Raw genomic sequence first — 19,837 nt, forward strand, 5'->3', positions numbered from 1 at the left:
TCCAAAATTCGAGGCGGCTTTATCGTGAAAGGAGCTTCCGGCCTTCACAGCGCCTTATCTAAGGAGTGTATCCGTTTATGCTGCATAGTTATAACGGGGTTCTGCCCCAGATTCATCCTACGGTGTTCTTGGCGGCCGGTGTACAAATTATCGGGGACGTTATCATCGAAGAAGAGGCGAGCATCTGGTACAACACCGTGCTGCGAGGAGATTTGGCCCCTATTCGGATCGGGAAACGAAGCAACATTCAAGACGGCTGTATCGGCCATGTGAATACGGCTCAACCGTTGATTATCGAAGATGAAGTATCCGTAGGACACGGGGCTATCATTCACGGCTGCCATGTAGGTAAAGGCACATTAATCGGTATGGGGGCGATTGTACTTAACGGGGCTTCCATCGGTGAATATGCTTTAATAGGGGCAGGAACGCTTGTGACCGAGAACAAAACAATCCCCTCGTACACGCTTTCTCTCGGATCACCGTCAAAAGTGATAAGAGAACTGCAACAGTCTGATCTGGAGCGGATGAAACGAACGATGGAGAGCTACTGCGTCAAAGGCTCGGAGTATTTGAGGGACAGCCGTAAGTAGTAATTGGTTTCAGTGGATCATCATGACCCGGTTTGGAGGTAGGTTCTCATGGGCAAAATGAACGTGACAAACGATATGATGCTGAGTTTGTTTGCAGAAATGGTGCTTGATGAAGCGCTGCGTAAATACAAAGAGCAGATATTGTATGAAGAAATAGACCAAGCATTGGCTAATGGTGACGAACAATCCTTTATTGCCCTAACAACCGAACTGAATACACTGCGAGACTTGGGTGAATGAATCCAAATTAAATGGAATGAACGCCAATGATGACATTTTTTTGAAAGACATATGAAGATGGTTCATATGTCTTTTTTTCTGTGCTAAAGTGGTACAGGGAAAGAAGGTGAATTCATTGAAATTTAGCGACATAGAGGAGCGGACATGGGAAGAGCTCCGTCCGTATCTGGATACCGCGGTACTCCCGGTTACGGGGTTAATTGGAAGGGAGACGCCTTGGGAGACCACCAAGGAGCTGGAAGCTTTACGCGATGCGCTTGATTTGATCGAGCTTCCGTTCAAAGGCCGTATCGTGACATACCCCGCAATGCACTTCGTAAGCGGTGAGGGTCAAGATTCTGCAGGCGCATTGCTTGATCAGGTCTGTGAAGGCTTTAAGCGAGCAGGATTTCGCTTTGTTGTCATCGTAACGGCCAAGACTGAGCTTGAACTGGGAGAAGCAGTTCTTGGAACGAAGCATGCGGACTTGGTTCTGCGCTTCACTCCGGAAGAGCTTAAGGCTTCAAGCGGCGATGTGAAGCGGGAAGCGGGAGAGCGGATGGCCAGCTTATGGAGTGCTAGTCAAAACGTATAGGGGATGTATGATTATTGGGAATGTTGAGAATTCTATGTAACAGTCTAACACATCAACCCAACGGCACCAGTTGTGACAATTTCGTTACATGTGGCTTTGACACCTCGGAATACACCTAGGAATAACGAGACTCCATTCTTGACGCACTTTGAGGTGTAAGCTATTATTAGTTATGTCCTAGTGTATGGTGTAAAGTTATGTCGAACGACTGATATATGTTGCAAAAAGGGGGTAGAACGAGAATGAACGATCACACGAATCAAGAGACGCAGCATCACGGCGAGAAACCTGTAAAACGTCGTGAAATGTCCAGACGCCAGTTTCTTTCTTACACCCTCGGTGGAGCAGGAGCATTCATGGGCGCCGGGATGCTGGTTCCGATGGTTCGCTTTGCGGTGGATCCGGTTCTTCAGCCTAAGACTCAAGCCCAATGGGTAAAGGTTGTTGAAGAGGCTCAGGTTACGAACGAACCCAAATCCTTCAAGTTTCAAGTGCATCAAGTGGACGGATGGTACGAGAGTAATCCTGAACTGGAAGCGTGGATTGCCAAAGGCCAGGATGGCAAAATCTTTGCTCTGAATCCGACGTGCAAACACTTGGGTTGTACGGTAAACTGGAATGGCAGCCCGCAATTCCAGAACCAGTACTATTGTCCTTGTCACGGTGCTCATTACACGATTGACGGGAAAAACTTAGCCGTAGCGCCATTGCCGCTCGACGAATACGAAGTGAAGATCGAGAACGGCGTTGTGTATGTTGGTCAGCTCAGACCTAACAAACGGGTGTAATAAGGAGGCGTAACATCAGATGTTTAAAGCGGTTTATAACTGGATCGATGAACGCCTGGATATCACGCCGATGTGGAGAGACGTAGCGGACCACGAGGTGCCGGAGCACGTTAACCCGGCTCATCACTTCTCCGCTTTCGTGTATTGCTTCGGTGGATTGACGTTCTTTATCACAGTTATACAAATTTTGTCAGGTATGTTCCTGACAATGTATTATGTGCCGGATATTATCAACGCTTATGCGAGCGTAGACTACTTGCAGCATAAGGTAGCCTTCGGCGTGATTGTACGGGGGATGCACCATTGGGGCGCAAGTCTCGTTATTGTCATGATGTTCCTACATACGCTTCGCGTGTTCTTTACAGGATCCTATAAGGCTCCTCGTGAAATGAACTGGGTTGTCGGGATGTTAATATTCTTTGTCATGCTGGGTCTAGGTTTGACAGGATATTTGCTCCCTTGGGACAATAAAGCTTATTTCGCAACAAGCGTTACACTTAAAATCGTTGAATCCGCACCGTATATCGGTCCATATGCAAAAACCCTCCTGCAAGGCGGGGAAATCGTAGGGGCTCAGACGTTGACGAGATTCTTTGCATTGCACGTGTTCTTCCTTCCGGGCGCATTGTTGGCTCTGCTTGCAGGACACTTCTTCATGATTCGCAAGCAAGGAATTTCCGGGCCGCTATAAGATTTTCGCTAAAATTTGCAGCTTACGGTTTTCTACCAAGAAAACGAGAAGGAGGAGCGATCCGTGGCTCATGGTCATAAATCGGACGAGAAAATCGTTTACGTTGGGGATTCGCGCGTTCGAGTAAAATCATCAAAATTGATTCCGCAAGATTTTTCTGCTTACCCTGGTAAATCGGAAGTCTTTATTCCGAACTTCCTATTGAAAGAATGGATGGTTGGCGTTGTTGTATTGGTCGGTATTTTGGCGCTGACGGTATCTCATGCGGCTCCGCTCGGCTATCCGGCTGATCCGACGAACACCCAGTTCATTCCAATGCCGGACTGGTATTTCTTGTTCATGTATCAGCTCCTTAAGTATCCTTATACTTCTGAGAATTTCGTAGTGTTGGGTACCGTTGCCATTCCGGGTATCGCCTTCGGCGCCTTGCTGTTGGCTCCATTCTTGGATACTGGCAAGGAAAGACGCTTTTACAAACGTCCGATCGCATCGACGTTGATGTTTTTGAGCCTGATCGCTTGTACCTATTTGACGGTTGTGTCCTGGCACCACTATCAATTGGAGCTCAAGGAGAAAAATATCATACCGGAGCATATCAAGCGTGAAGAAGAAATGCATGCCCAAAAAGGTGCGGCAGGCGGCGCAGGCGGGGGCGGAGCTAAACAGCCCGCACAGCAAGCGGCTGCCATTGTGGCTCCTGATGACCCGGCAGCGCAAATTTACGCGAAGTCGACTTGTCTCTCCTGTCACGGCGGAGACTTAAAGGGAATGCCTGCGGCTAAGATCCCTGCGCTTCGCGGAGTTGGAGATCTGCACTCCAAAGATGAGATTATGGGTATTATCCATAACGGTATAGGTCAGATGCCTGCTCAATACGATGCCAATATTGGCAAAGGTCTGACCGCAGCCGAAATCGATCAGCTTGCGGACTGGCTCTCCAAACAGAAAAAACAATAATTAATAATTAACAAGAAAAACCTGATCGCATAAGCGGTCAGGTTTTTTTGAAAGCAGGAGGGGTCGTTTTTGTCATATCGGGGCTGGACTTTCTTTTTCTCGCGCGAGTTTTTAGGCAGCCGGTGGATGCTGTGGCCTTTGTTTTGGGTGAACTTCCTTGGCACAATTTACGGATACATATGGTACGGCAATCAATTAAAGTACACCGCAGAAAACATGTCTCCGCTGTATCTTCCCTTTGTCCCGGACAGCCCTACGGCCAGTTTGTTTTTCACATGGTTTTTGCTCATGCTGCTGCTGAGAGGAGCGAACGATAAAGACGCTGACCGGCTGCGATCTGGCGGAATCCGCAGCTTTGTTGAGGCTTTTGCCGTCATCACTTCATTTAAATACGGGATATGGGCGGTAGTCATGATTATGGCTGGAGCTTATCAAGGAGACCGGTTGGTTTGGCAGGATTGGATGCTGACGATTTCTCATCTTGGGATGGCCTTGGAGGTGCTGCTCTACTACCGCTTTTACCGTTTCCGATGGGCAGCGGTTCTAATCGTCGCCTGCTGGGTGCTATTAAACGATATCATGGATTATGCCGCAGGCGTATATCCTTGGCTTCCTGAAGTGTTGGAGGATGATTTGACTCCAATAGCCGCTTTTACGATGCTATTAAGCTGGGTCAGCATCGCAGCAGCTTTGCTCCTGTGGAGATGGAGAGTATGGAAGGAACGGAAAGAGAACGCTATAAAGTCGGTCTAAATGTGGACATCCCTCCATACGATGTACTTAGGAGGGGATGTACCGATGTTCGGAGCTAATCATGTAAAGAGACTCGGTTTGATCATAGCTGTGTGTTTCGCCGTTGTTCTGCTTGGAGGCTGCAGCGGAAACAATAAGGCTGAAAGCGGGGGGGAGTGGCCAAAGCCTACCCCGGAGCAGTATCAGAAGGCGGATTTGCTGAACCGGACCGCCGAAGACCTGTATCAAAAAGTGCTGCAAGGGCAGGTCGGGGAAAGCCGAATCGTATTGCAGCAGTTGAACGATCAATTGGCTCAAATTCACTATGAGGGTCTGACATCGGCCGAAGGAATGACCTCTCTTACTCAAACGGTTACCGATGCACAGCGCATCTTTGATTTGGCTGAAGGGCAGCCCAATGATCGGCAAATTGCAGCGGCAAAAATCCGGCTGGCGGCCGATGCGCTAACCCATCCCAGGCAGCCGTTATGGCTTCAATATTACAACCGCCTTCATGATGACGTTAACGCTTTGGAGCAAGCGGCGAGAGACCAGAGAAAGCCGGATTTACAATCCGCCGCCTCCCGGTTAGAGCATCATTACAGTATCGTACACCCCAGCTTGCTAATCGGCCGAGCTCCCTCCGATGTGGTAAAAATGGATTCGCTTGTTACGTACGTCCGAACGCAGTCTTTGCTTCAAGGCGAACCCTTCAATAATGTGCTTAATGCCGTCCCTGCGATGCGGCAAATGTTGGACAAACTTTTTATGAAACAGGAAACGACAGCTTATCTGCCATATCCGGAGCCGCAGAATCCGATTCTTTGGACGCTGACCTTCGGATTGATCATTTTGAGTTCGCTTGCTTTTGCCGGGTGGCGGCTTTCCAAGAAGCACAACGGCTTGGTGCCGGTTCGCCGCCGCGGCAGAGATGATACGCCTTGACTCTGTGTTTGATTTATTTAGGCTTAAAGCCTTCTCCAACAACATCGTGTACCTCCGTTATGATGATGAACGCGAGAGGATCGATGGAACGGACGAGGTCTTTAAGCCTTTTCATTTCACTGCGGGCCACTACACAATAGACGATATGCTTCTGCTGTTTGGAAAATGCGCCGACAGCCGGCAATAATGTTGCTCCCCGATCCAGTCCTTCCGTAATGGCGGAGGAAACGGGTTCGGGCAGAGAGGTTATAATAGTGAAGGCTCTTGCGGCATAGGCCCCTTCGATCAGAATGTCGATCATCTTAGAAGCGATAAACACGACGACAAGCGTATACAGGATCTTCTCTTTCGGTAAAAAAAACAGAGAGGACCCAATGACAATCACATCCATCACCAGAATAATTTGCCCTATGCGCCAACCTTTCAATTTATGGGTGACGCGTGCCAAAATATCGGCTCCTCCGGTGGTCCCTCCAAAACGGAATACGATGCCCAGTCCCAATCCCAGCGTAAAGCCGGCATAGGCGGTAACTAGAAAGTAATCGTGCTCCGTACGATAAGGCATAAGCCATCCGGCGCCAATTAACCGTTCCATGATCCATAGAAAAAAAGATAGCGAAAATGTGCCTATGATGGTGTAGGCCATAGAGGATTTCTCTAAAATACGCCATCCCAAGTAAAACAGCGGGATATTCATGCAAAGCGTGGTTAGGGAGGGCGGAAGATGGAATATGTAATTTAACAGCAGGGCGACGCCGGTCACGCCGCCCTCCATCAGTTCATTGGGAATAACAAAATAGTGAAGCCCGAAGGCATAGATCGCCGTACCGATCCAAATTGGAATGATATTCTTTGCATGGGTGGAAGCTTCAGAGAGCTGCATGGTTCACCTCCATTCGTTATGAACAAACATGAAATTCGGTATAATATATCGTTTCCCTTCTTTTTCAAAAAAAATTTGTCATGACGGCGTGTTTTGCGTTAACATGGTGATAATGCTCTCATATGGTTAAACTATATATAATATAAGGCAGGTGAGCGTAAAGAATGTCGGAAAAATCGTTAAAGGACCTCCAGCAGGAGGTGCACGAATACATATCTCAATTTAAAGAAGGGTATTTCAGTCCGCTATCTATGATGGCCCGAATGTCGGAAGAGGTTGGGGAGCTGGCCCGGGAGGTAAATCATCACTTCGGGGAAAAGCCGAAAAAAGCGACGGAGGAAGACAACTCCATCGAGCTTGAGCTGGGCGATATTCTGTTCATTACGATCTGCTTTGCCAACTCCCAGGGTATCGATCTTACCGAGGCGCACGACAAAATCATGCATAAGTTTCGCACACGTGACGCCGACCGGTGGACACGATTGAACACGTAACTCCGTTTTTTCATATAATGTACCATCACCTTGATATGCTGCAGACCACATCTCGAAGGAATAATGGTTCGGGGTTTGGAAAGGAGATGGTCATCATGAACGGAGAAACCGCGATCAAAAAGGCATATGAATCGATATTGAAGCATGACTTCGAAGGAGCGATTGCTTGGTTTGAGCAGGCTATCGCTTTGGATCCTCAGTGTGCGGCTTATCATTATAAGCTTTCGATCACGTTTGCCCGCAGCAATAAGCTGGAGCAAGCGATTGATCATGCGACGCATGCCGTTCGGCTTAACCCGGGGGATGAGCATTACTCGTTTCACCTGCAGCATCTGCAAGCCAAGAAATTGATCTATCAAGCGGAAAAGCTGTTCGATGAGCTGGATGAACGCTTATGGCTGGCTGTTACGCTGCTTCAACAGGCCGTGGAGCTTGACCCGCTTTCCATTGAGGGATTCCTCCTGCTGGGCGTTGCTTATTCTCGCCTTGAGGAGTACAGTTTGGCGGTGAGAACGGTGAAGGAGCTTTTGAAGCTGGACCCTCAGCATGCTATAGGCAAACGGCTGCTTAAGGATTATGAGCTGAAATGGAAACAATATATGAACTCCGAATCAGAGGGGAAAGGAACGAAACAACGAAATGACTCGAATTAAAGTGGCTGTAGCCGGAGCAAGCGGCCGAATGGGACGCGAAGTGGTAAAAATGGTGCTTGGCGACCCTGAACTGGAATTGGCGGCGGCGGTGGCCCGCTCTACGACAAATATGGACGCAGGAAGACTTGTCGGTCTGGAGCCGTGCGGAATTCAGGTGACTAACGATTTGGAGCTGGCGCTTGTCGAATCCAAGCCGGATGTGCTGGTCGATTTTACGACTCCCCAATCGGCTGTCGTAAACACAAGGCTTGCCATCAAGCACAAGGTTCGTCCGGTCATGGGAACGACGGGCTTTACTCCTGAAGATATAGAAGAGCTGGACAAGCAGTGCAAAGCGGAAGGCATCGGCGGGCTGATCGCGCCGAATTTCTCTATCGGGGCCATTCTGATGATGAAGTTTGCCGCTCAAGCGGCAAAATACATGCCTCATGTGGAAATTATCGAGTACCATGGAGACCAGAAGCTGGATGCTCCGTCGGGAACCTCGGTCAAAACCGCAGAATTGATCTCCGAGGTTCGTGAAGAGCTTCGCCAAGGGAATCCGAAAGAGGAAGAGACGATTGAAGGCGCGCGCGGCGGATATTATCGAGGCTTCCGAATTCACAGCGTTCGGCTTCCGGGGATCTTTGCTCAGCAGGAAGTGGTTTTCGGCGCGTTTGGTCAAACGCTGAAAATTCGCCATGATTCATATGACCGAGCAGGCTATATGCCAGGGGTGAATGTAGCCGTCAAAAAAGTGATGGAGTATGCAGGCATGGTGTATGGATTTGAGCATTTTATCGATTAAGAAATAAAGAAGAGGACATGGAGCAGGCTGAAAGGTCCGTTCGAGTGTCCTTGTTTTATAGGGAAACGGGAGAGGAGCTGGTTGACATGTCAATGAACATTGCATTGATCGCACATGACCGCAAAAAGGATGAAATCGTTAATTTCGTAACGGCCTATGAAAGGGTCTTTGCGAATCATAAGCTTTATGCCACAGGAACGACGGGAACGCGAATCATGGAGAAAACCAAGCTGAGCGTCCATCGTTTTATGTCGGGACCGCTTGGAGGCGATCAACAAATCGGAGCCATGGTAGCCACCAATGAGATGGATCTGATTATTTTTCTGCGCGATCCGCTGATGGCACAGCCTCATGAGCCGGATATTATCGCGCTGCTTCGACTATGCGACGTACAGGGAATTCCATGCGCCACGAATATCGCAACAGCTGAAATACTGGTTAAGGCGCTGGATCGGGGCGATTTTGCCTGGAGAGAGCTCGTACATAAATATAAGCCGGGTGTAGATGAATGAATGAAACGTTAGACTTGCTTATATTCGGCGCTCATCCGGACGATGCTGAAATCGGAATGGGCGGTACCATCGCAAAGCATACGGAGCAGGGATTCCGTGTCGGCATTTGTGACTTAACATTAGCTGAAATGTCTTCCAACGGTACCGTGGAAAGCAGACGTCAAGAAGCGGCGGAAGCCGCGCAGCAGCTTGGGCTTGCGATGAGGAGCAATTTGGAGCTTCCTGACCGCGGGCTTTATCTTCTGCCGGAATATGTGGAGCGCATCGTGTTTGAAATCCGCAAATGGAGGCCGCGCGTCGTTTTTGCTCCTTATTGGGAAGACCGGCATCCGGATCATACCGCATGCAGCAAGCTTGTTCAAGAAGCACTGTTCAATGCTAAGCTAAGAAAATATGTGCCGCATGCTCCGGCGCATACGGTGCAGGAAAGCTACTTTTATTTCATTAACGATGTGATTGCCCCGGATGTCATGGTAGACGTAACGGCTGTCTATGAGAAGAAGCGTTCTTCACTGAGAGCATACCGTTCACAATTCGAGTCGGCAGGCGCAGGGAACGATTATGTCCGTACACCGTTAAATCAAGGTTACCTGGAACGGGTTGAGGCCAGAGATCTTTTGCTTGGACAGCAGCGTTCGGTGTCTTATGCCGAAGGCTTCATCAGTAAGCAGCCTTACTTGACGAATTTGTTTTAAAACGAATATCGATTGTGATCGAGGGAGGCGCCGCAGGATGGAACGGTTAAAAATCGGGATAACGTGCTATCCTACGCTGGGCGGTTCAGGAGTCGTAGCTACAGAGCTCGGCAAGCTGCTTGCGGAGAAAGGGCACCAGGTTCATTTTATAACCCACAGCATGCCTTTTCGGCTGGGAAAATTCGATAAAAATATTTTTTATCACGAGGTAGAGGTTAACGATTACTATGTATTCAAATATCCGCCTTACGATCTTTCGCTCGCCAGCAAATTGGCTCAGGTAGTCAAGCAGGAGGAGCTGGATTTACTCCATGTGCATTATGCCATCCCGCATGCCGTCTGCGCACTGCTGGCAAAGCAGATGGTAGGTTCCCACTTGAAGGTGGTTACGACGCTTCACGGGACGGATATTACCGTGCTTGCTCAAGACGAATCTCTAAGCGATTTGATCCGTTACGCGATCAATCAAAGCGACGCGGTGACGGCCGTTTCCCAGGACTTGATTCATGAAACGCACCAGCTGCTGGGGATTGAGAAGCCGATCGATTTGGCCTATAACTTTGTAGACAAACGGGTATATTTTCCGCGGGAGGTTACCATGCTCCGTAAGGAATTTGCCCATCCGGATGAAAAAATATTAATTCATATTTCCAACTTCCGTCCGGTTAAGCGGGTCATGGATGTCGTGGATATATTCGATCGTGTTCACCGGGACATCCCGGCCAGATTGCTGTTTGTCGGTGAAGGGCCTGAGCTTTCCAAAGTGCTGTGCAAGGTGAAGGAGCTGGGTCTTCAGGAACGTGTCACGTTCTGCGGCAAGCAGGATGATGTCGCACAGCTTTTGTCGCTTGCCGATCTTATGCTGCTCCCATCGGAAAAGGAAAGCTTCGGTCTGGTGGCGCTGGAGGCGATGGCCTGTGGAGTTCCAACCATCGCATCGAATGCGGGAGGCATTCCCGAGCTTATTACTCATGGGGAAACCGGGTATCTGGCCGACATTGGGGACGTGGAGCAAATGGCGTCTTTTGCGCGAATGCTGTTGACAGACGGCGATGCATATGAACGCATGAAAGAGGCTTGTTTGTACCGAGCCAGATATACCTTCTGCAATGATCTGATTACCCGACAATATGAAGAGCTTTACTACCGGGTGCTGGAGCGGCCTGTACCGAAGGCTATGAGCAGAAAACCTTTGCAATGTTGAAAAGGAAACGATAATTATGACCGAATCGTTAAGAGATCAAGCGATGACTATTGTTCGCCGACTGACCGACAAGGGCTTTGAAGCCTGCCTGGTAGGCGGCTGTGTCAGAGACGAACAGCTCGGCCGTCCTGTCAAGGATTACGATATCGCAACCTCGGCCAGACCCCAACAGGTCATCGAGCTGTTCGAACGGACCGTTCCGACGGGGTTACAGCACGGGACCGTCACCGTGATGATCGGCAAAAGGCCTTTTGAAGTGACCACCTTTCGCAAGGAGGCAGAATATGAAGCTTTCCGCCGCCCCAGCGAGGTGGAATACATCGACAGCCTGCATGAGGATCTTAAAAGACGGGATTTTACAATGAATGCCATGGCTATCGACGGAGAAGGCCGGCTGATCGATCCTTTCGGAGGCAGAGACGACCTGCAGCTTGGTGTGCTTCGCTGCGTAGGACAAGCGGAAGAGAGATTTCGGGAGGATGCGCTGCGTTTGCTGCGGTGTATACGTTTTGCTGCGGAATACGACCTGCAGGTGGAAGCTCCGACTTGGGCTGCGCTGATCGCATGCATGCCGCTTCTGCGGCACATTGCAATGGAGCGCGTCCGGCTGGAGCTGGAGAGAATGCTGGCAGGAAGTGCTCCGAACCGGGCGCTCAAGCTGCTCTCCGAGTCAGGAGCCTTATATCACGTCAAGAGGGAGCTCAGGCTGGCGGCAGTCCATGAGACCGGCGGCTTGACGGATTTAAAACGGATTGCCCGCGAGGAACTGCGGTGGGCCTATCTTTATCTTCGTACGGGTGTCTCTCCTGTTGATGCTGCAAAGGATATGAAAGCATTGACCTTTTCCAAACAAATGATGGAAAAGATCAAGCGGATCGTGGCCGCGGCGGACATGCTGGTTCAAGGACTTGATCGGCTTGACCGTGCTTGCCCGGAAGAGGAAGACTACAAACGATTATGGCTTCGTACGGCTTTACAATATGGTAAGGAAGCACTAGAAGGTGTTCGGGATTTGCTGGAAGCCGAAGCCCTATGGTTTGAAGCGAGGTCGGGCAGTCCCCTTGCTGCCGGTTCGGCAGCGCGGTGGAGGGATCACGGAATCGATTGGCTGCAAGCGATGCCTGCAGGCGATTTGTCGGAATTGTCCGTTACAGGACAAGCGGTGCTTGAGCGTCTGAAAGTGAAGGCCGGACCATGGACCGGCAGACTGCTCAACGATTTGCTGGAGCGGGTAGCCCTTGGAGTGCTTCCGAACGAAACGGAAGAACTGCTTCGAATGGCTGAAAAGGAGTATGTCAGAATGCAGGAGAAGGAGACCTTATGACCGATCGACTACTAGAGCTGTTCGAGCAATCGAATGGAGCTTTCCTGTCGGGAGAAGAGCTTAGCGAACGATTGCAAATCAGCCGAACCGCCGTTTGGAAACAGATCGAAAGACTAAGGCGGCAGGGGTTCCGATTTGAGGCTGCACCGAGAAAGGGCTACCGTTTGCTTGCAAAGCCCGATAAGTTCGATTTGTCTGCTTTTATACTCCATCTGAAGACCGAGCGGTTCGGAAAACAGATCAAATATTATGATGAAGTGGATTCAACCCAAACCGTGGCTTTATCGCTTGTAGCGGAAGGGGCTCCTGAAGGAACACTCGTTTTGGCTGAGCTTCAAACGGCGGGCCGGGGGCGGATGGGAAGGCAGTGGCACTCTCCGAAAGGCAAAGGTCTTTGGATGAGCATGATCCTCAAACCGAATCATATTCCCTTATCCTTTACCCCTCAGCTTACGCTGCTGGTTTCCGTTGCCTTATGCCGTGCCATCCGCAATACGGTAAACGTAGAGGCAGGCATCAAATGGCCGAATGATCTGCTGATCGGAGGGCGTAAGGTTGCCGGAATTTTACTCGAGTCAAGTGCTGAGAATGAAACGCTGCAGCATATTGTTGCCGGGGTAGGTATTGGGGTTAACCTGGAACCGGACGATTACCCGCCCGAACTCCGTGAGGTGGCGACATCACTAGCTATTGAGGCCGGACACCGCATCGACAGAGAAGAGCTGCTGTGCCGCTTTTTACTGGAGTGGGAGCAGTTGTATGCTCTTTACCATGAGCAGGGCTTTACCCCTATCAAGCTTCTTTGGGAGGCGCTGACAGTATCGCTTCACAGATCGATCCGCTGCCAAACCGTACAAGGTCCTGTAGAGGGCTACGCTGAAGGAATTGACGAATTGGGGGCTCTTGAGCTTAGACTGAAGGACGGGACAATCAAGAAAATGTATTCCGGCGATGTCGAATTCAGGTGACTTTTCATGTCATGATTGGTATAATTAACACACGGAGGCAGTATCCGGCCGGAATTGCACTCCAACGTTTTGTGTTACTACAACTGAAAAGCTTTGCGATGCAATATGCTGGATTCTGCTCTGAGCCTGACCGGACCGAGACAGAAGGATCATATGACACAGAACATGTGACCTTTTAGCCTCATCTTTCCCGGCTAAAAGGTTTTTTGCTTATGCAACAATCCGGCCTTTCAATGAAATACTAAGTACAAAAATACGGACGGAGGTGCTTTATGGAATCACGTAAACCGATAACGACGGCGAAACTGCAAAAAATGAAGCAGGACCGGATTCCGATCAGCATGATAACGGCCTACGATTATCCATCCGCCATGCTGGCGGAGCAGGCGGGCATCGATATGATACTGGTTGGAGATTCGCTGGGCAATGTGGTGCTAGGCTACGATTCCACCATTCCGGTAACGCTTAACGATATGATTTATCATTCGAGGGCAGTATCGCGAGCGGTGAAAACCACCTTTGTCGTAACGGATTTACCTTTCATGACCTATCACGGCAGCATCGATGAAACCATGAAGAATGCCGCGAGACTCATGCAGGAGGGGCTTTGCAAAGCGGTAAAAATGGAAGGCGGAGCGGAAATCGCCCCTGCCGTGAAGGCATTGGTGCAGGCCGGTGTTCCTGTTATGGGGCACATCGGTCTGACTCCCCAATCGATCCATCAGATCGGCGGCTATAAGATTCAGGGCAAAACACCGGCAGCTGCGAAAAAGCTCATCGATGAAGCCAAGGCACTAGAGGAAGCCGGAGCCTTTGCCATCGTGCTGGAGCTGGTTACCGATCAGCTCGCGGCACACGTTACCGAACAGCTGTCCATACCTACCATTGGTATCGGCGCCGGCGCAGCCTGTGACGGTCAGGTGCTCGTATTTCACGATTTGCTCGGGTATGGGGGGGAGCAGCACCCGAAACGTTTTGTGAAACAGTACGCGTCGATTGGAGATTCGATCCGCAGCGGTATCCGCCAATATGTGGATGAAGTGAAGGGACGCCGCTTTCCTGCTGAAGAGCATGCTTTCCGAATGGAAGAGGAATTTGCCGCCAGCTTGTACGGAAGCGCAGCTTCACCTATTAGATAAAAAGATCGGAGAACAGAGTTCCATGCATACCGTAAAGCATATACAAGAGCTTCGGCAGCTTATCCGGCAGACCAGAGTGAACCGTCCGGAGGCCAGAATCGGTTTTGTACCCACCATGGGTTATCTCCATCGAGGTCATCAATCTTTGCTTGATGCTGCGCGGCGGGAGTGCGACGTCGTTGTGCTCAGCATTTTTGTCAATCCCCTTCAGTTCGGACCGAATGAGGATCTCAGCCGGTATCCGAGGGATGAAGAGAGGGATTTGGCCGTCGCCAAAAGCGCCGGGACCGATATCGTTTTTTTTCCTCAAGTAAAGGAAATGTACCCTGCTCCGACCAAAACGATCGTTTCCGTCTCCGGGGTATCAGAGCGGCTGTGCGGAGCCTCACGTCCCGGTCACTTTGACGGCGTCGCGACGGTCGTGACCAAGCTGCTGAATATCGTCCAGCCGGATTTCGCTTATTTCGGAATGAAGGATGCGCAGCAGGTGGCTGTTATTGAACAGATGGTGCTGGATTTAAATATCCCTGTAACGATTGTACCCTGCCCAACGGTTCGGGAGAGCGACGGACTAGCCATGAGTTCACGTAATGTGTACTTAACTGATGAAGAACGGCGTCAGGCTGTCGTACTTTCTCAAGCGCTCGATACGGCGGAAAGAATGCTACGGGATAGCCGCGAGGGGCTCTCGGCAGACGAGCTGCGCCAAGCTGTGATCGCTGCGATTCGTAAGGCTCCCTTAGCTGAAATTGATTATGCCGAGGTACTGATTTACCCGGCATTGGAACCGTTGCATACATTAACGCAAGCGGATCGAATCATTGTGGCCTTGGCTGTAAAATTCGGCGGCACCCGTTTGATCGACAACCGTTTATTTGACTTAAGGACGTAAGAACTTCTATGTACAGGAGGCGAAAGCCGTGTTTCGCACCATGCTTAAATCCAAAATTCACCGTGCTACCGTAACGGAAGCCAACCTGAATTATGTCGGCAGCATTACAATCGATCAGGATCTGCTTGATACCGTCGACATGCTTCCAAACGAAAAAGTGCAAATCGTTAACAACAATAACGGAGCACGCTTCGAAACCTATATTATTCCCGGTCCCCGCGGCTCTGGCGTGATCTGTTTGAACGGCGCAGCGGCTAGATTGGTCCATCCGGGGGATACGGTCATTATCTTATCTTATGTGATGCTTACCGACGAGGAAGCGAGAACGCACACACCGCATATTGCCATCATGGGCGATCAGAATAAAGTCATTAGTGTGCTGAAAGAAGAAATTCATTCCACTGTGCTGTAGAGAGAATGAAACAGGGCGGGGAGACAAACAATGAAGATACAATAAGTCGAGGGCCGAAGCAGGGCCGACAAGCTCCTGTCTATGGTCAGCGAGAAGCGAAGGTGGCTGATTAGAGACATGTTCAAACATCTTTTTGCTTCCATGAACGAAATGCTCGATGAAGTGATATCGGAGTACCCGTCTTCTACAGGCAGCAAACGTAAACAGCTGCAGGAAAAGCTGCGGGCGTTAAAAATGATGAGCGATGCTTGCATCGAAGAGTGGATGCTTTTCGAAGAAAAGATGGGCAAGCTCATGAACGTTCCCGGCTTGTCCCTTGGCGGAAGCGACCCGCTCGATCCGGAATTTGCCGGCAAACGTACCGATTGTTTTATTCGCGGGCAAGGCTACTATAAGCTGCATATGTTTGACGAAGCGATACATGAATTTCATAAACTGGTCAAGCTTCAACCGGATTTCAACCTGGCGCGCATTTATCTTGCCATGTCCTATCTGCGCAATGGGGATACAAATGAGAGCTATACGCACTTTCATTTTTTGACTCAGCTTACGGAAAATTTGCAATTAAAGGCCATTTCATATAATGCGATGGGCTGCATTCAAGCCGAGCGGTGCAATTTGGAAAAAGCTTGTGAATTTTTTACTATGGCTTACCGTACCGATCCGGCCAGCGTTCAACCGCTGCTGGATTTGGGGGTTTGCTGCGAGAAAAAAGGCGGGCTCCAATTTGCTTTTTCCCTCTCTCGTGCACCTTCTTGAACTGTAGGATAAGTTTGCTATTCCTTTTTTCCCGTAGTATTGTTATCCTAAAGAAATAGTGGGAATGAAGGGATTGACACATTACCAATGAAATTTGCGGTTTTGGATTTTGAAACGACCGGGAGCACGGCTGCGGATCGAATTATCCAAGTCGGGCTCTTTATTATAAACAATGATACAATTACAGATAGGTATACTTCCCTCGTCAACCCGGGCATAAGTATACCTTCTTCTATTACTTCGCTAACCGGCATTGATGATAAAATGGTGGAAAATTCACCGGGCATAGACATTGTCATTGCCGAAATGGTGCCCCTTTTACAGGATGCAGTTCTGGTAGGACATAACACACCTTTCGATTTGGCTTTTCTGCAGCGCGCTTTGGATGAGTGCGGATATTTTGCTTTCGACGGCAGAGTCCTGGATACGATGGATGCTTTACGTGTTCTTTATCCCGGCCTCTCCAGCCTGCAGCTGTCCATGGTAAGCCAGGCTTTCGGAATCAAACACGACAGGCCTCATCAAGCCGACAGCGATGCCGAGGCAACGGCTTTGATTTGGCTTCAATGCATGGAACGCTTTCAATCGCTTCCACTACTTACTCTCCAGAGATTAGAGATGATCTTCGAGGACTCCGCAAACGATTTTGGCTGGTTTATCCATGAAATGAGACAATACAAGGAACTTCATAATCCCCTCGATATGGATTCGGACCGTTATTTCCGTCAATTCGTTTTGAATGTCGATGATTGGGGAACCGAAGAACCGGAGGATGATGGGAACAAGGCAGGTGAACTGCCGGTCGACTTTGATTCATTTTACAATCAGCTGAGGGAGATTCTGAAGCAGCGTTTTGACGCATACGAGGACCGGGAAGCTCAGGTGACGATGCTCAAAGAAGTGGAATCGGCTTTGGAACAAGGCCAGCATCTCATTATTGAAGCCGGAACGGGTACCGGGAAGTCTCTGGGCTATTTGATTCCTTCGCTTTATTACGGTTTGAAGCAGGACAAAAGGGTACTGGTAAGCACACATACCATCAATCTTCAGGAGCAGCTGAGAGAGCGGGATCTTCCGCTGCTTGAGGACTTGTTTCCGGTTGATTTCAAGGCGGCCGTTCTGAAAGGCCGAAGTCATTATTTATGCTTGCGCAAATTTGAGCAAAAACTGAATACGCTTGATTTTGAGAACGGAAGGGAAGACCGAATTACCGCAGGTCAAATGTTAGTGTGGCTTGGGGAAACCAAGCGCGGGGATGAAGAGGAGCTGCATTTTGCGAACAAAGGCAAGCAGTTTTGGCATACGGTGGAGAGCGATACGGATTCCTGCTTGAACCGTGCGTGCCCTTGGTTTAAAAAGTGCTTCTACCACCGTGCGCGGCATGATGCCAACACGGCGGATGTCATTATTACAAACCATTCGATGCTGTTTACAGACACGAAGGCGGAGAACCGGCTCTTACCGACTTACAAGCATTTGGTAATTGATGAAGCGCATCATTTTGAAGAGGTAGCCGGCAAGCATTTAGGGATCGATCTGCATTACCATGGCTTGATGAATACGCTGCATTGGCTGTATAAAGATTCCCGGTCCGGTCAGTTGTCCTCCCTGCGCTTGCGTTTGCAGAAGTTTGAGGAGGAACGCACGCAAGGCTGGTGCAGCGTGATCGATCAGGCCGTTGAGCATCTGGTGAAGCTCAAAGAGGAATGGGATCAACTGAGCGAGCTGCTCTTTCAATTGCTGGTCTCCGGGGGGGATGGAAACCAAACGGAGGGGAACTCCTTGGTTTACCGGGTAAAAAAAGACATGCTGCCGGCCGGCTGGGACAAACTGCTGATCATAGAAGAGAACATGCAGCTCCATTTCAATGATGCATTGAAACGGCTGGATCTGATGATTGCGGAAATCAAAGAGGTTCAGGACGAATATGATGTGCAGAGCTCCATCACTGATTTGAGCGGAACCGTAAAGGAGCTGCACAGGCACCGGGATGCGCTGCATTTTTTTATGACGATGCCGGATGACAATTATGTTTATTGGCTTGAAGGCGGCATGTACAACAAGAACCGTTCGCTTCAGCTTTTCTGTGTGCCGGTAGATGTCAGCGAAATGCTGCAGCAAACCTTCTTTGGTGTGAAGGACAGTGTGATTATGACTTCGGCTACACTCTCCGTCGGCAAATCATTTGACTACACTTGTGAGCAGCTGGGGCTGAAGAACGGAGGTTCGGACGGGAAACTCAAAACCGTTCAATTGCCGTCACCCTTCAACTATCGCAAGCAGGCACTGGTTGCCATTCCAAGGGATTTCCCGACCCTGCGCGGAGCCAGCGGCGAGAAGGAATTTCTAGATAAGCTGGTGCCGTCGCTTGCGGAAGTGGCACTTGAAACGCGAGGCAGGATGCTGGTGCTGTTTACATCCAACCGGATGCTTAAGGCCGCTCATGCGGGACTCAAGGACATGCTCTCACCGTTCGGCGTTAACGTTCTGGGTCAAGGAATAGACAGCAGTAATCGAAGCAAGCTTACCCGGTTGTTTCAGAGCAGCTCGGCCAGTGTGCTGCTCGGCACCAGCAGCTTTTGGGAAGGCGTCGACATCCCCGGCGATGCGCTCAGCTGTCTGGCGATTGTGAGGCTTCCGTTTCAGCCTCCGAATCATCCGCTCATTGAAGCCAAGACGGAAAAAATAAAGCAAAAGAACCAGAATCCGTTTATGAAGCTGTCCGTGCCTCAAGCGGTAATTCGCTTCAAGCAGGGCTTCGGACGGCTGGTGCGCACGGCTACGGACAAGGGGATCGTAATCATTTACGACACTCGGGTTATCGATACGAACTATGGCAAGTATTTTTTATATTCGCTGCCTGGTCCGAGGATTGAGCACATGTATTCGAATCAGCTGGTGCCAAGAATAAAGCAGTGGATGGGTGAGGACGAAGAATGAAAACACCGAAAATATCCGAAGCGGTCGTTCGTCGGCTTCCGATCTATCTCCGGTTTCTAAATGAATTAAGCAAGAAAAACGTACAAACGGTGTCGTCGCAGGATTTGGGTCAAAAGCTGGATTTGAACCCTGCGCAAATCCGAAAGGATCTCGCCTATTTTGGAGAGTTCGGTAAAAAGGGCATTGGTTATGATGTAGACTACCTGATTGAAAAAATCCGGCAAATCTTGAAGCTCGACAAGGTGATTCCGGTTGCGCTGGTCGGCGCAGGCAATCTCGGCCGTGCGCTTTGCAATTATAACGCTTATCTTAAGGATAATATGAAAATTGTGGCCGTGTTTGACTCGCAGAAGGCCAAGATCGGGGAATCCATTAACAATTTGAGGGTAAAACCGATGGAAGACCTTTGCGATACGATTCAAGCGTTGAAGGTGCGGATCGGGATCATTACGGTTCCGGCAATAGAGGCGCAGCATGTGGCCAATCAGTTTGTCGAGGCAGGGGTAGAAGCCATTCTGAACTTTGCTCCGATGATTATCAAGGTGCCCGGTTTGATTCGCGTCCACCATGCGGATTTTACGACGGAACTGCAAAGTCTGGCTTATTATTTGGATTAATCAAACGTAAAAGCCCGGGACAACGTAACGTTGCTCCG

General features: G+C 49.8%; 23 protein-coding genes. 22 read left to right on the forward strand and 1 reads right to left on the reverse strand.

All coding sequences use genetic code 11. The features are described from left to right. The first annotated feature begins 77 nt into the window (after nucleotides 1-77). The 8 genes from ACZYR9_RS09045 (at nucleotide 78) to ACZYR9_RS09080 (ending at nucleotide 5,520) form a co-directional block, all read left to right on the forward strand. A complete protein-coding gene (locus tag ACZYR9_RS09045; RefSeq protein ID WP_488978147.1) occupies nucleotides 78-593 on the forward strand; it encodes a gamma carbonic anhydrase family protein in 516 nt (171 codons plus the stop codon). A gap of 48 nt (nucleotides 594-641) precedes the next feature. After that, complete coding sequence (locus ACZYR9_RS09050; protein ID WP_488978148.1) at nucleotides 642-833, forward strand: IDEAL domain-containing protein; 192 nt, start codon at nucleotides 642-644, stop codon at nucleotides 831-833. Between the two features lie 106 nt (nucleotides 834-939). Next, nucleotides 940-1,407 carry a DUF2487 family protein gene (locus ACZYR9_RS09055; protein WP_488978149.1) on the forward strand — a complete coding sequence of 156 codons (468 nt, stop codon included), beginning with the start codon at nucleotides 940-942 and terminating at the stop codon, nucleotides 1,405-1,407. Nucleotides 1,408-1,649: 242 nt separating this feature from the next. Further along, the gene (locus ACZYR9_RS09060; RefSeq protein WP_488978150.1) at nucleotides 1,650-2,195 is read left to right on the forward strand and encodes a Rieske (2Fe-2S) protein; all 546 of its coding nucleotides are present in this window, start codon (nucleotides 1,650-1,652) and stop codon (nucleotides 2,193-2,195) included. 19 nt (nucleotides 2,196-2,214) lie between these two features. Then, the gene (qcrB, locus tag ACZYR9_RS09065; protein WP_488978151.1) at nucleotides 2,215-2,886 is read left to right on the forward strand and encodes a menaquinol-cytochrome c reductase cytochrome b subunit; all 672 of its coding nucleotides are present in this window, start codon (nucleotides 2,215-2,217) and stop codon (nucleotides 2,884-2,886) included. Between the two features lie 63 nt (nucleotides 2,887-2,949). After that, nucleotides 2,950-3,843 carry a c-type cytochrome gene (locus ACZYR9_RS09070; protein WP_488978152.1) on the forward strand — a complete coding sequence of 298 codons (894 nt, stop codon included), beginning with the start codon at nucleotides 2,950-2,952 and terminating at the stop codon, nucleotides 3,841-3,843. A 69-nt stretch (nucleotides 3,844-3,912) separates the two neighbouring features. Beyond that, a complete protein-coding gene (locus tag ACZYR9_RS09075) occupies nucleotides 3,913-4,596 on the forward strand; it encodes a DUF1405 domain-containing protein (RefSeq protein ID WP_488978153.1) in 684 nt (227 codons plus the stop codon). Between the two features lie 45 nt (nucleotides 4,597-4,641). After that, nucleotides 4,642-5,520, forward strand: a complete 879-nt coding sequence (locus ACZYR9_RS09080) for a sporulation protein YpjB (protein WP_488978154.1) — start codon at nucleotides 4,642-4,644, stop codon at nucleotides 5,518-5,520. A gap of 13 nt (nucleotides 5,521-5,533) precedes the next feature. Here the strand turns inward: ACZYR9_RS09080 and ACZYR9_RS09085 are convergent, their stop codons facing one another. Then, a complete protein-coding gene (locus ACZYR9_RS09085; protein WP_488978155.1) occupies nucleotides 5,534-6,403 on the reverse strand; it encodes a YitT family protein in 870 nt (289 codons plus the stop codon). Nucleotides 6,404-6,567: 164 nt separating this feature from the next. On the opposite strand from ACZYR9_RS09085, the gene ACZYR9_RS09090 reads away from it, so the two are divergent. From ACZYR9_RS09090 to ACZYR9_RS09155, 14 genes are all read left to right on the forward strand, one after another. Beyond that, complete coding sequence (locus ACZYR9_RS09090; RefSeq protein ID WP_488978156.1) at nucleotides 6,568-6,897, forward strand: nucleotide pyrophosphohydrolase; 330 nt, start codon at nucleotides 6,568-6,570, stop codon at nucleotides 6,895-6,897. 95 nt (nucleotides 6,898-6,992) lie between these two features. Further along, nucleotides 6,993-7,550, forward strand: coding sequence for a tetratricopeptide repeat protein (locus ACZYR9_RS09095; RefSeq protein WP_488978157.1), 558 nt, complete (start codon nucleotides 6,993-6,995; stop codon nucleotides 7,548-7,550). After that, entirely contained in the window at nucleotides 7,537-8,337 is an 801-nt protein-coding gene (gene dapB, locus ACZYR9_RS09100) for a 4-hydroxy-tetrahydrodipicolinate reductase (protein ID WP_488978158.1), read from the forward strand. The genes ACZYR9_RS09095 and dapB overlap by 14 nt, the downstream gene beginning before the upstream one ends. Before the next feature lie 92 nt (nucleotides 8,338-8,429). Continuing rightward, nucleotides 8,430-8,849, forward strand: coding sequence for a methylglyoxal synthase (locus ACZYR9_RS09105; RefSeq protein ID WP_488978218.1), 420 nt, complete (start codon nucleotides 8,430-8,432; stop codon nucleotides 8,847-8,849). Continuing rightward, nucleotides 8,846-9,544 (forward strand): bacillithiol biosynthesis deacetylase BshB1, encoded by a 699-nt coding sequence (bshB1, locus tag ACZYR9_RS09110; protein ID WP_488978159.1) that lies wholly within the window; start codon nucleotides 8,846-8,848, stop codon nucleotides 9,542-9,544. The genes ACZYR9_RS09105 and bshB1 overlap by 4 nt, the downstream gene beginning before the upstream one ends. A 37-nt stretch (nucleotides 9,545-9,581) precedes the next feature. After that, on the forward strand, nucleotides 9,582-10,748 hold the full coding sequence (gene bshA / locus ACZYR9_RS09115; protein ID WP_488978160.1) for an N-acetyl-alpha-D-glucosaminyl L-malate synthase BshA: 1,167 nt from the start codon (nucleotides 9,582-9,584) through the stop codon (nucleotides 10,746-10,748). A gap of 16 nt (nucleotides 10,749-10,764) precedes the next feature. Beyond that, the gene (locus ACZYR9_RS09120) at nucleotides 10,765-12,072 is read left to right on the forward strand and encodes a CCA tRNA nucleotidyltransferase (RefSeq protein WP_488978161.1); all 1,308 of its coding nucleotides are present in this window, start codon (nucleotides 10,765-10,767) and stop codon (nucleotides 12,070-12,072) included. Beyond that, nucleotides 12,069-13,040 (forward strand): biotin--[acetyl-CoA-carboxylase] ligase, encoded by a 972-nt coding sequence (locus tag ACZYR9_RS09125; protein ID WP_488978162.1) that lies wholly within the window; start codon nucleotides 12,069-12,071, stop codon nucleotides 13,038-13,040. The genes ACZYR9_RS09120 and ACZYR9_RS09125 overlap by 4 nt, the downstream gene beginning before the upstream one ends. A 272-nt stretch (nucleotides 13,041-13,312) precedes the next feature. Next, nucleotides 13,313-14,179, forward strand: a complete 867-nt coding sequence (gene panB / locus ACZYR9_RS09130; protein WP_488978163.1) for a 3-methyl-2-oxobutanoate hydroxymethyltransferase — start codon at nucleotides 13,313-13,315, stop codon at nucleotides 14,177-14,179. 22 nt (nucleotides 14,180-14,201) lie between these two features. Further along, a complete protein-coding gene (gene panC, locus ACZYR9_RS09135; protein ID WP_488978164.1) occupies nucleotides 14,202-15,071 on the forward strand; it encodes a pantoate--beta-alanine ligase in 870 nt (289 codons plus the stop codon). A 28-nt stretch (nucleotides 15,072-15,099) separates the two neighbouring features. Continuing rightward, complete coding sequence (panD, locus tag ACZYR9_RS09140) at nucleotides 15,100-15,483, forward strand: aspartate 1-decarboxylase (protein ID WP_488978165.1); 384 nt, start codon at nucleotides 15,100-15,102, stop codon at nucleotides 15,481-15,483. A 117-nt stretch (nucleotides 15,484-15,600) separates the two neighbouring features. Continuing rightward, nucleotides 15,601-16,242, forward strand: a complete 642-nt coding sequence (locus ACZYR9_RS09145) for a tetratricopeptide repeat protein (protein ID WP_488978166.1) — start codon at nucleotides 15,601-15,603, stop codon at nucleotides 16,240-16,242. Nucleotides 16,243-16,329: 87 nt separating this feature from the next. Then, on the forward strand, nucleotides 16,330-19,182 hold the full coding sequence (dinG, locus tag ACZYR9_RS09150) for an ATP-dependent DNA helicase DinG (RefSeq protein WP_488978167.1): 2,853 nt from the start codon (nucleotides 16,330-16,332) through the stop codon (nucleotides 19,180-19,182). Beyond that, the gene (locus ACZYR9_RS09155; protein WP_488978168.1) at nucleotides 19,179-19,799 is read left to right on the forward strand and encodes a redox-sensing transcriptional repressor Rex; all 621 of its coding nucleotides are present in this window, start codon (nucleotides 19,179-19,181) and stop codon (nucleotides 19,797-19,799) included. The genes dinG and ACZYR9_RS09155 overlap by 4 nt, the downstream gene beginning before the upstream one ends. Nucleotides 19,800-19,837 lie beyond the last annotated feature (38 nt).

The organism is Paenibacillus sp. F024 (genome assembly GCF_057814255.1).

What these genes read in the sequence shown, in the direction of transcription:
- dinG (WP_488978167.1), top strand. Translation starts at nt 16,330, where the DNA reads ATGAAATTTGCGGTTTTGGATTTTGAAACGACCGGGAGCACGGCTGCG.
- ACZYR9_RS09145 (WP_488978166.1), top strand. Translation starts at nt 15,601, where the DNA reads ATGTTCAAACATCTTTTTGCTTCCATGAACGAAATGCTCGATGAAGTG.
- dapB (WP_488978158.1), top strand. Translation starts at nt 7,537, where the DNA reads ATGACTCGAATTAAAGTGGCTGTAGCCGGAGCAAGCGGCCGAATGGGA.
- ACZYR9_RS09105 (WP_488978218.1), top strand. Translation starts at nt 8,430, where the DNA reads ATGAACATTGCATTGATCGCACATGACCGCAAAAAGGATGAAATCGTT.
- ACZYR9_RS09090 (WP_488978156.1), top strand. Translation starts at nt 6,568, where the DNA reads ATGTCGGAAAAATCGTTAAAGGACCTCCAGCAGGAGGTGCACGAATAC.
- ACZYR9_RS09095 (WP_488978157.1), top strand. Translation starts at nt 6,993, where the DNA reads ATGAACGGAGAAACCGCGATCAAAAAGGCATATGAATCGATATTGAAG.
- ACZYR9_RS09050 (WP_488978148.1), top strand. Translation starts at nt 642, where the DNA reads ATGGGCAAAATGAACGTGACAAACGATATGATGCTGAGTTTGTTTGCA.
- ACZYR9_RS09060 (WP_488978150.1), top strand. Translation starts at nt 1,650, where the DNA reads ATGAACGATCACACGAATCAAGAGACGCAGCATCACGGCGAGAAACCT.
- ACZYR9_RS09120 (WP_488978161.1), top strand. Translation starts at nt 10,765, where the DNA reads ATGACCGAATCGTTAAGAGATCAAGCGATGACTATTGTTCGCCGACTG.
- ACZYR9_RS09080 (WP_488978154.1), top strand. Translation starts at nt 4,642, where the DNA reads ATGTTCGGAGCTAATCATGTAAAGAGACTCGGTTTGATCATAGCTGTG.
- panC (WP_488978164.1), top strand. Translation starts at nt 14,202, where the DNA reads ATGCATACCGTAAAGCATATACAAGAGCTTCGGCAGCTTATCCGGCAG.
- ACZYR9_RS09125 (WP_488978162.1), top strand. Translation starts at nt 12,069, where the DNA reads ATGACCGATCGACTACTAGAGCTGTTCGAGCAATCGAATGGAGCTTTC.
- ACZYR9_RS09155 (WP_488978168.1), top strand. Translation starts at nt 19,179, where the DNA reads ATGAAAACACCGAAAATATCCGAAGCGGTCGTTCGTCGGCTTCCGATC.
- bshA (WP_488978160.1), top strand. Translation starts at nt 9,582, where the DNA reads ATGGAACGGTTAAAAATCGGGATAACGTGCTATCCTACGCTGGGCGGT.
- bshB1 (WP_488978159.1), top strand. Translation starts at nt 8,846, where the DNA reads ATGAATGAAACGTTAGACTTGCTTATATTCGGCGCTCATCCGGACGAT.
- ACZYR9_RS09045 (WP_488978147.1), top strand. Translation starts at nt 78, where the DNA reads ATGCTGCATAGTTATAACGGGGTTCTGCCCCAGATTCATCCTACGGTG.
- ACZYR9_RS09085 (WP_488978155.1), bottom strand. Translation starts at nt 6,403, where the DNA reads ATGCAGCTCTCTGAAGCTTCCACCCATGCAAAGAATATCATTCCAATT.
- qcrB (WP_488978151.1), top strand. Translation starts at nt 2,215, where the DNA reads ATGTTTAAAGCGGTTTATAACTGGATCGATGAACGCCTGGATATCACG.
- panB (WP_488978163.1), top strand. Translation starts at nt 13,313, where the DNA reads ATGGAATCACGTAAACCGATAACGACGGCGAAACTGCAAAAAATGAAG.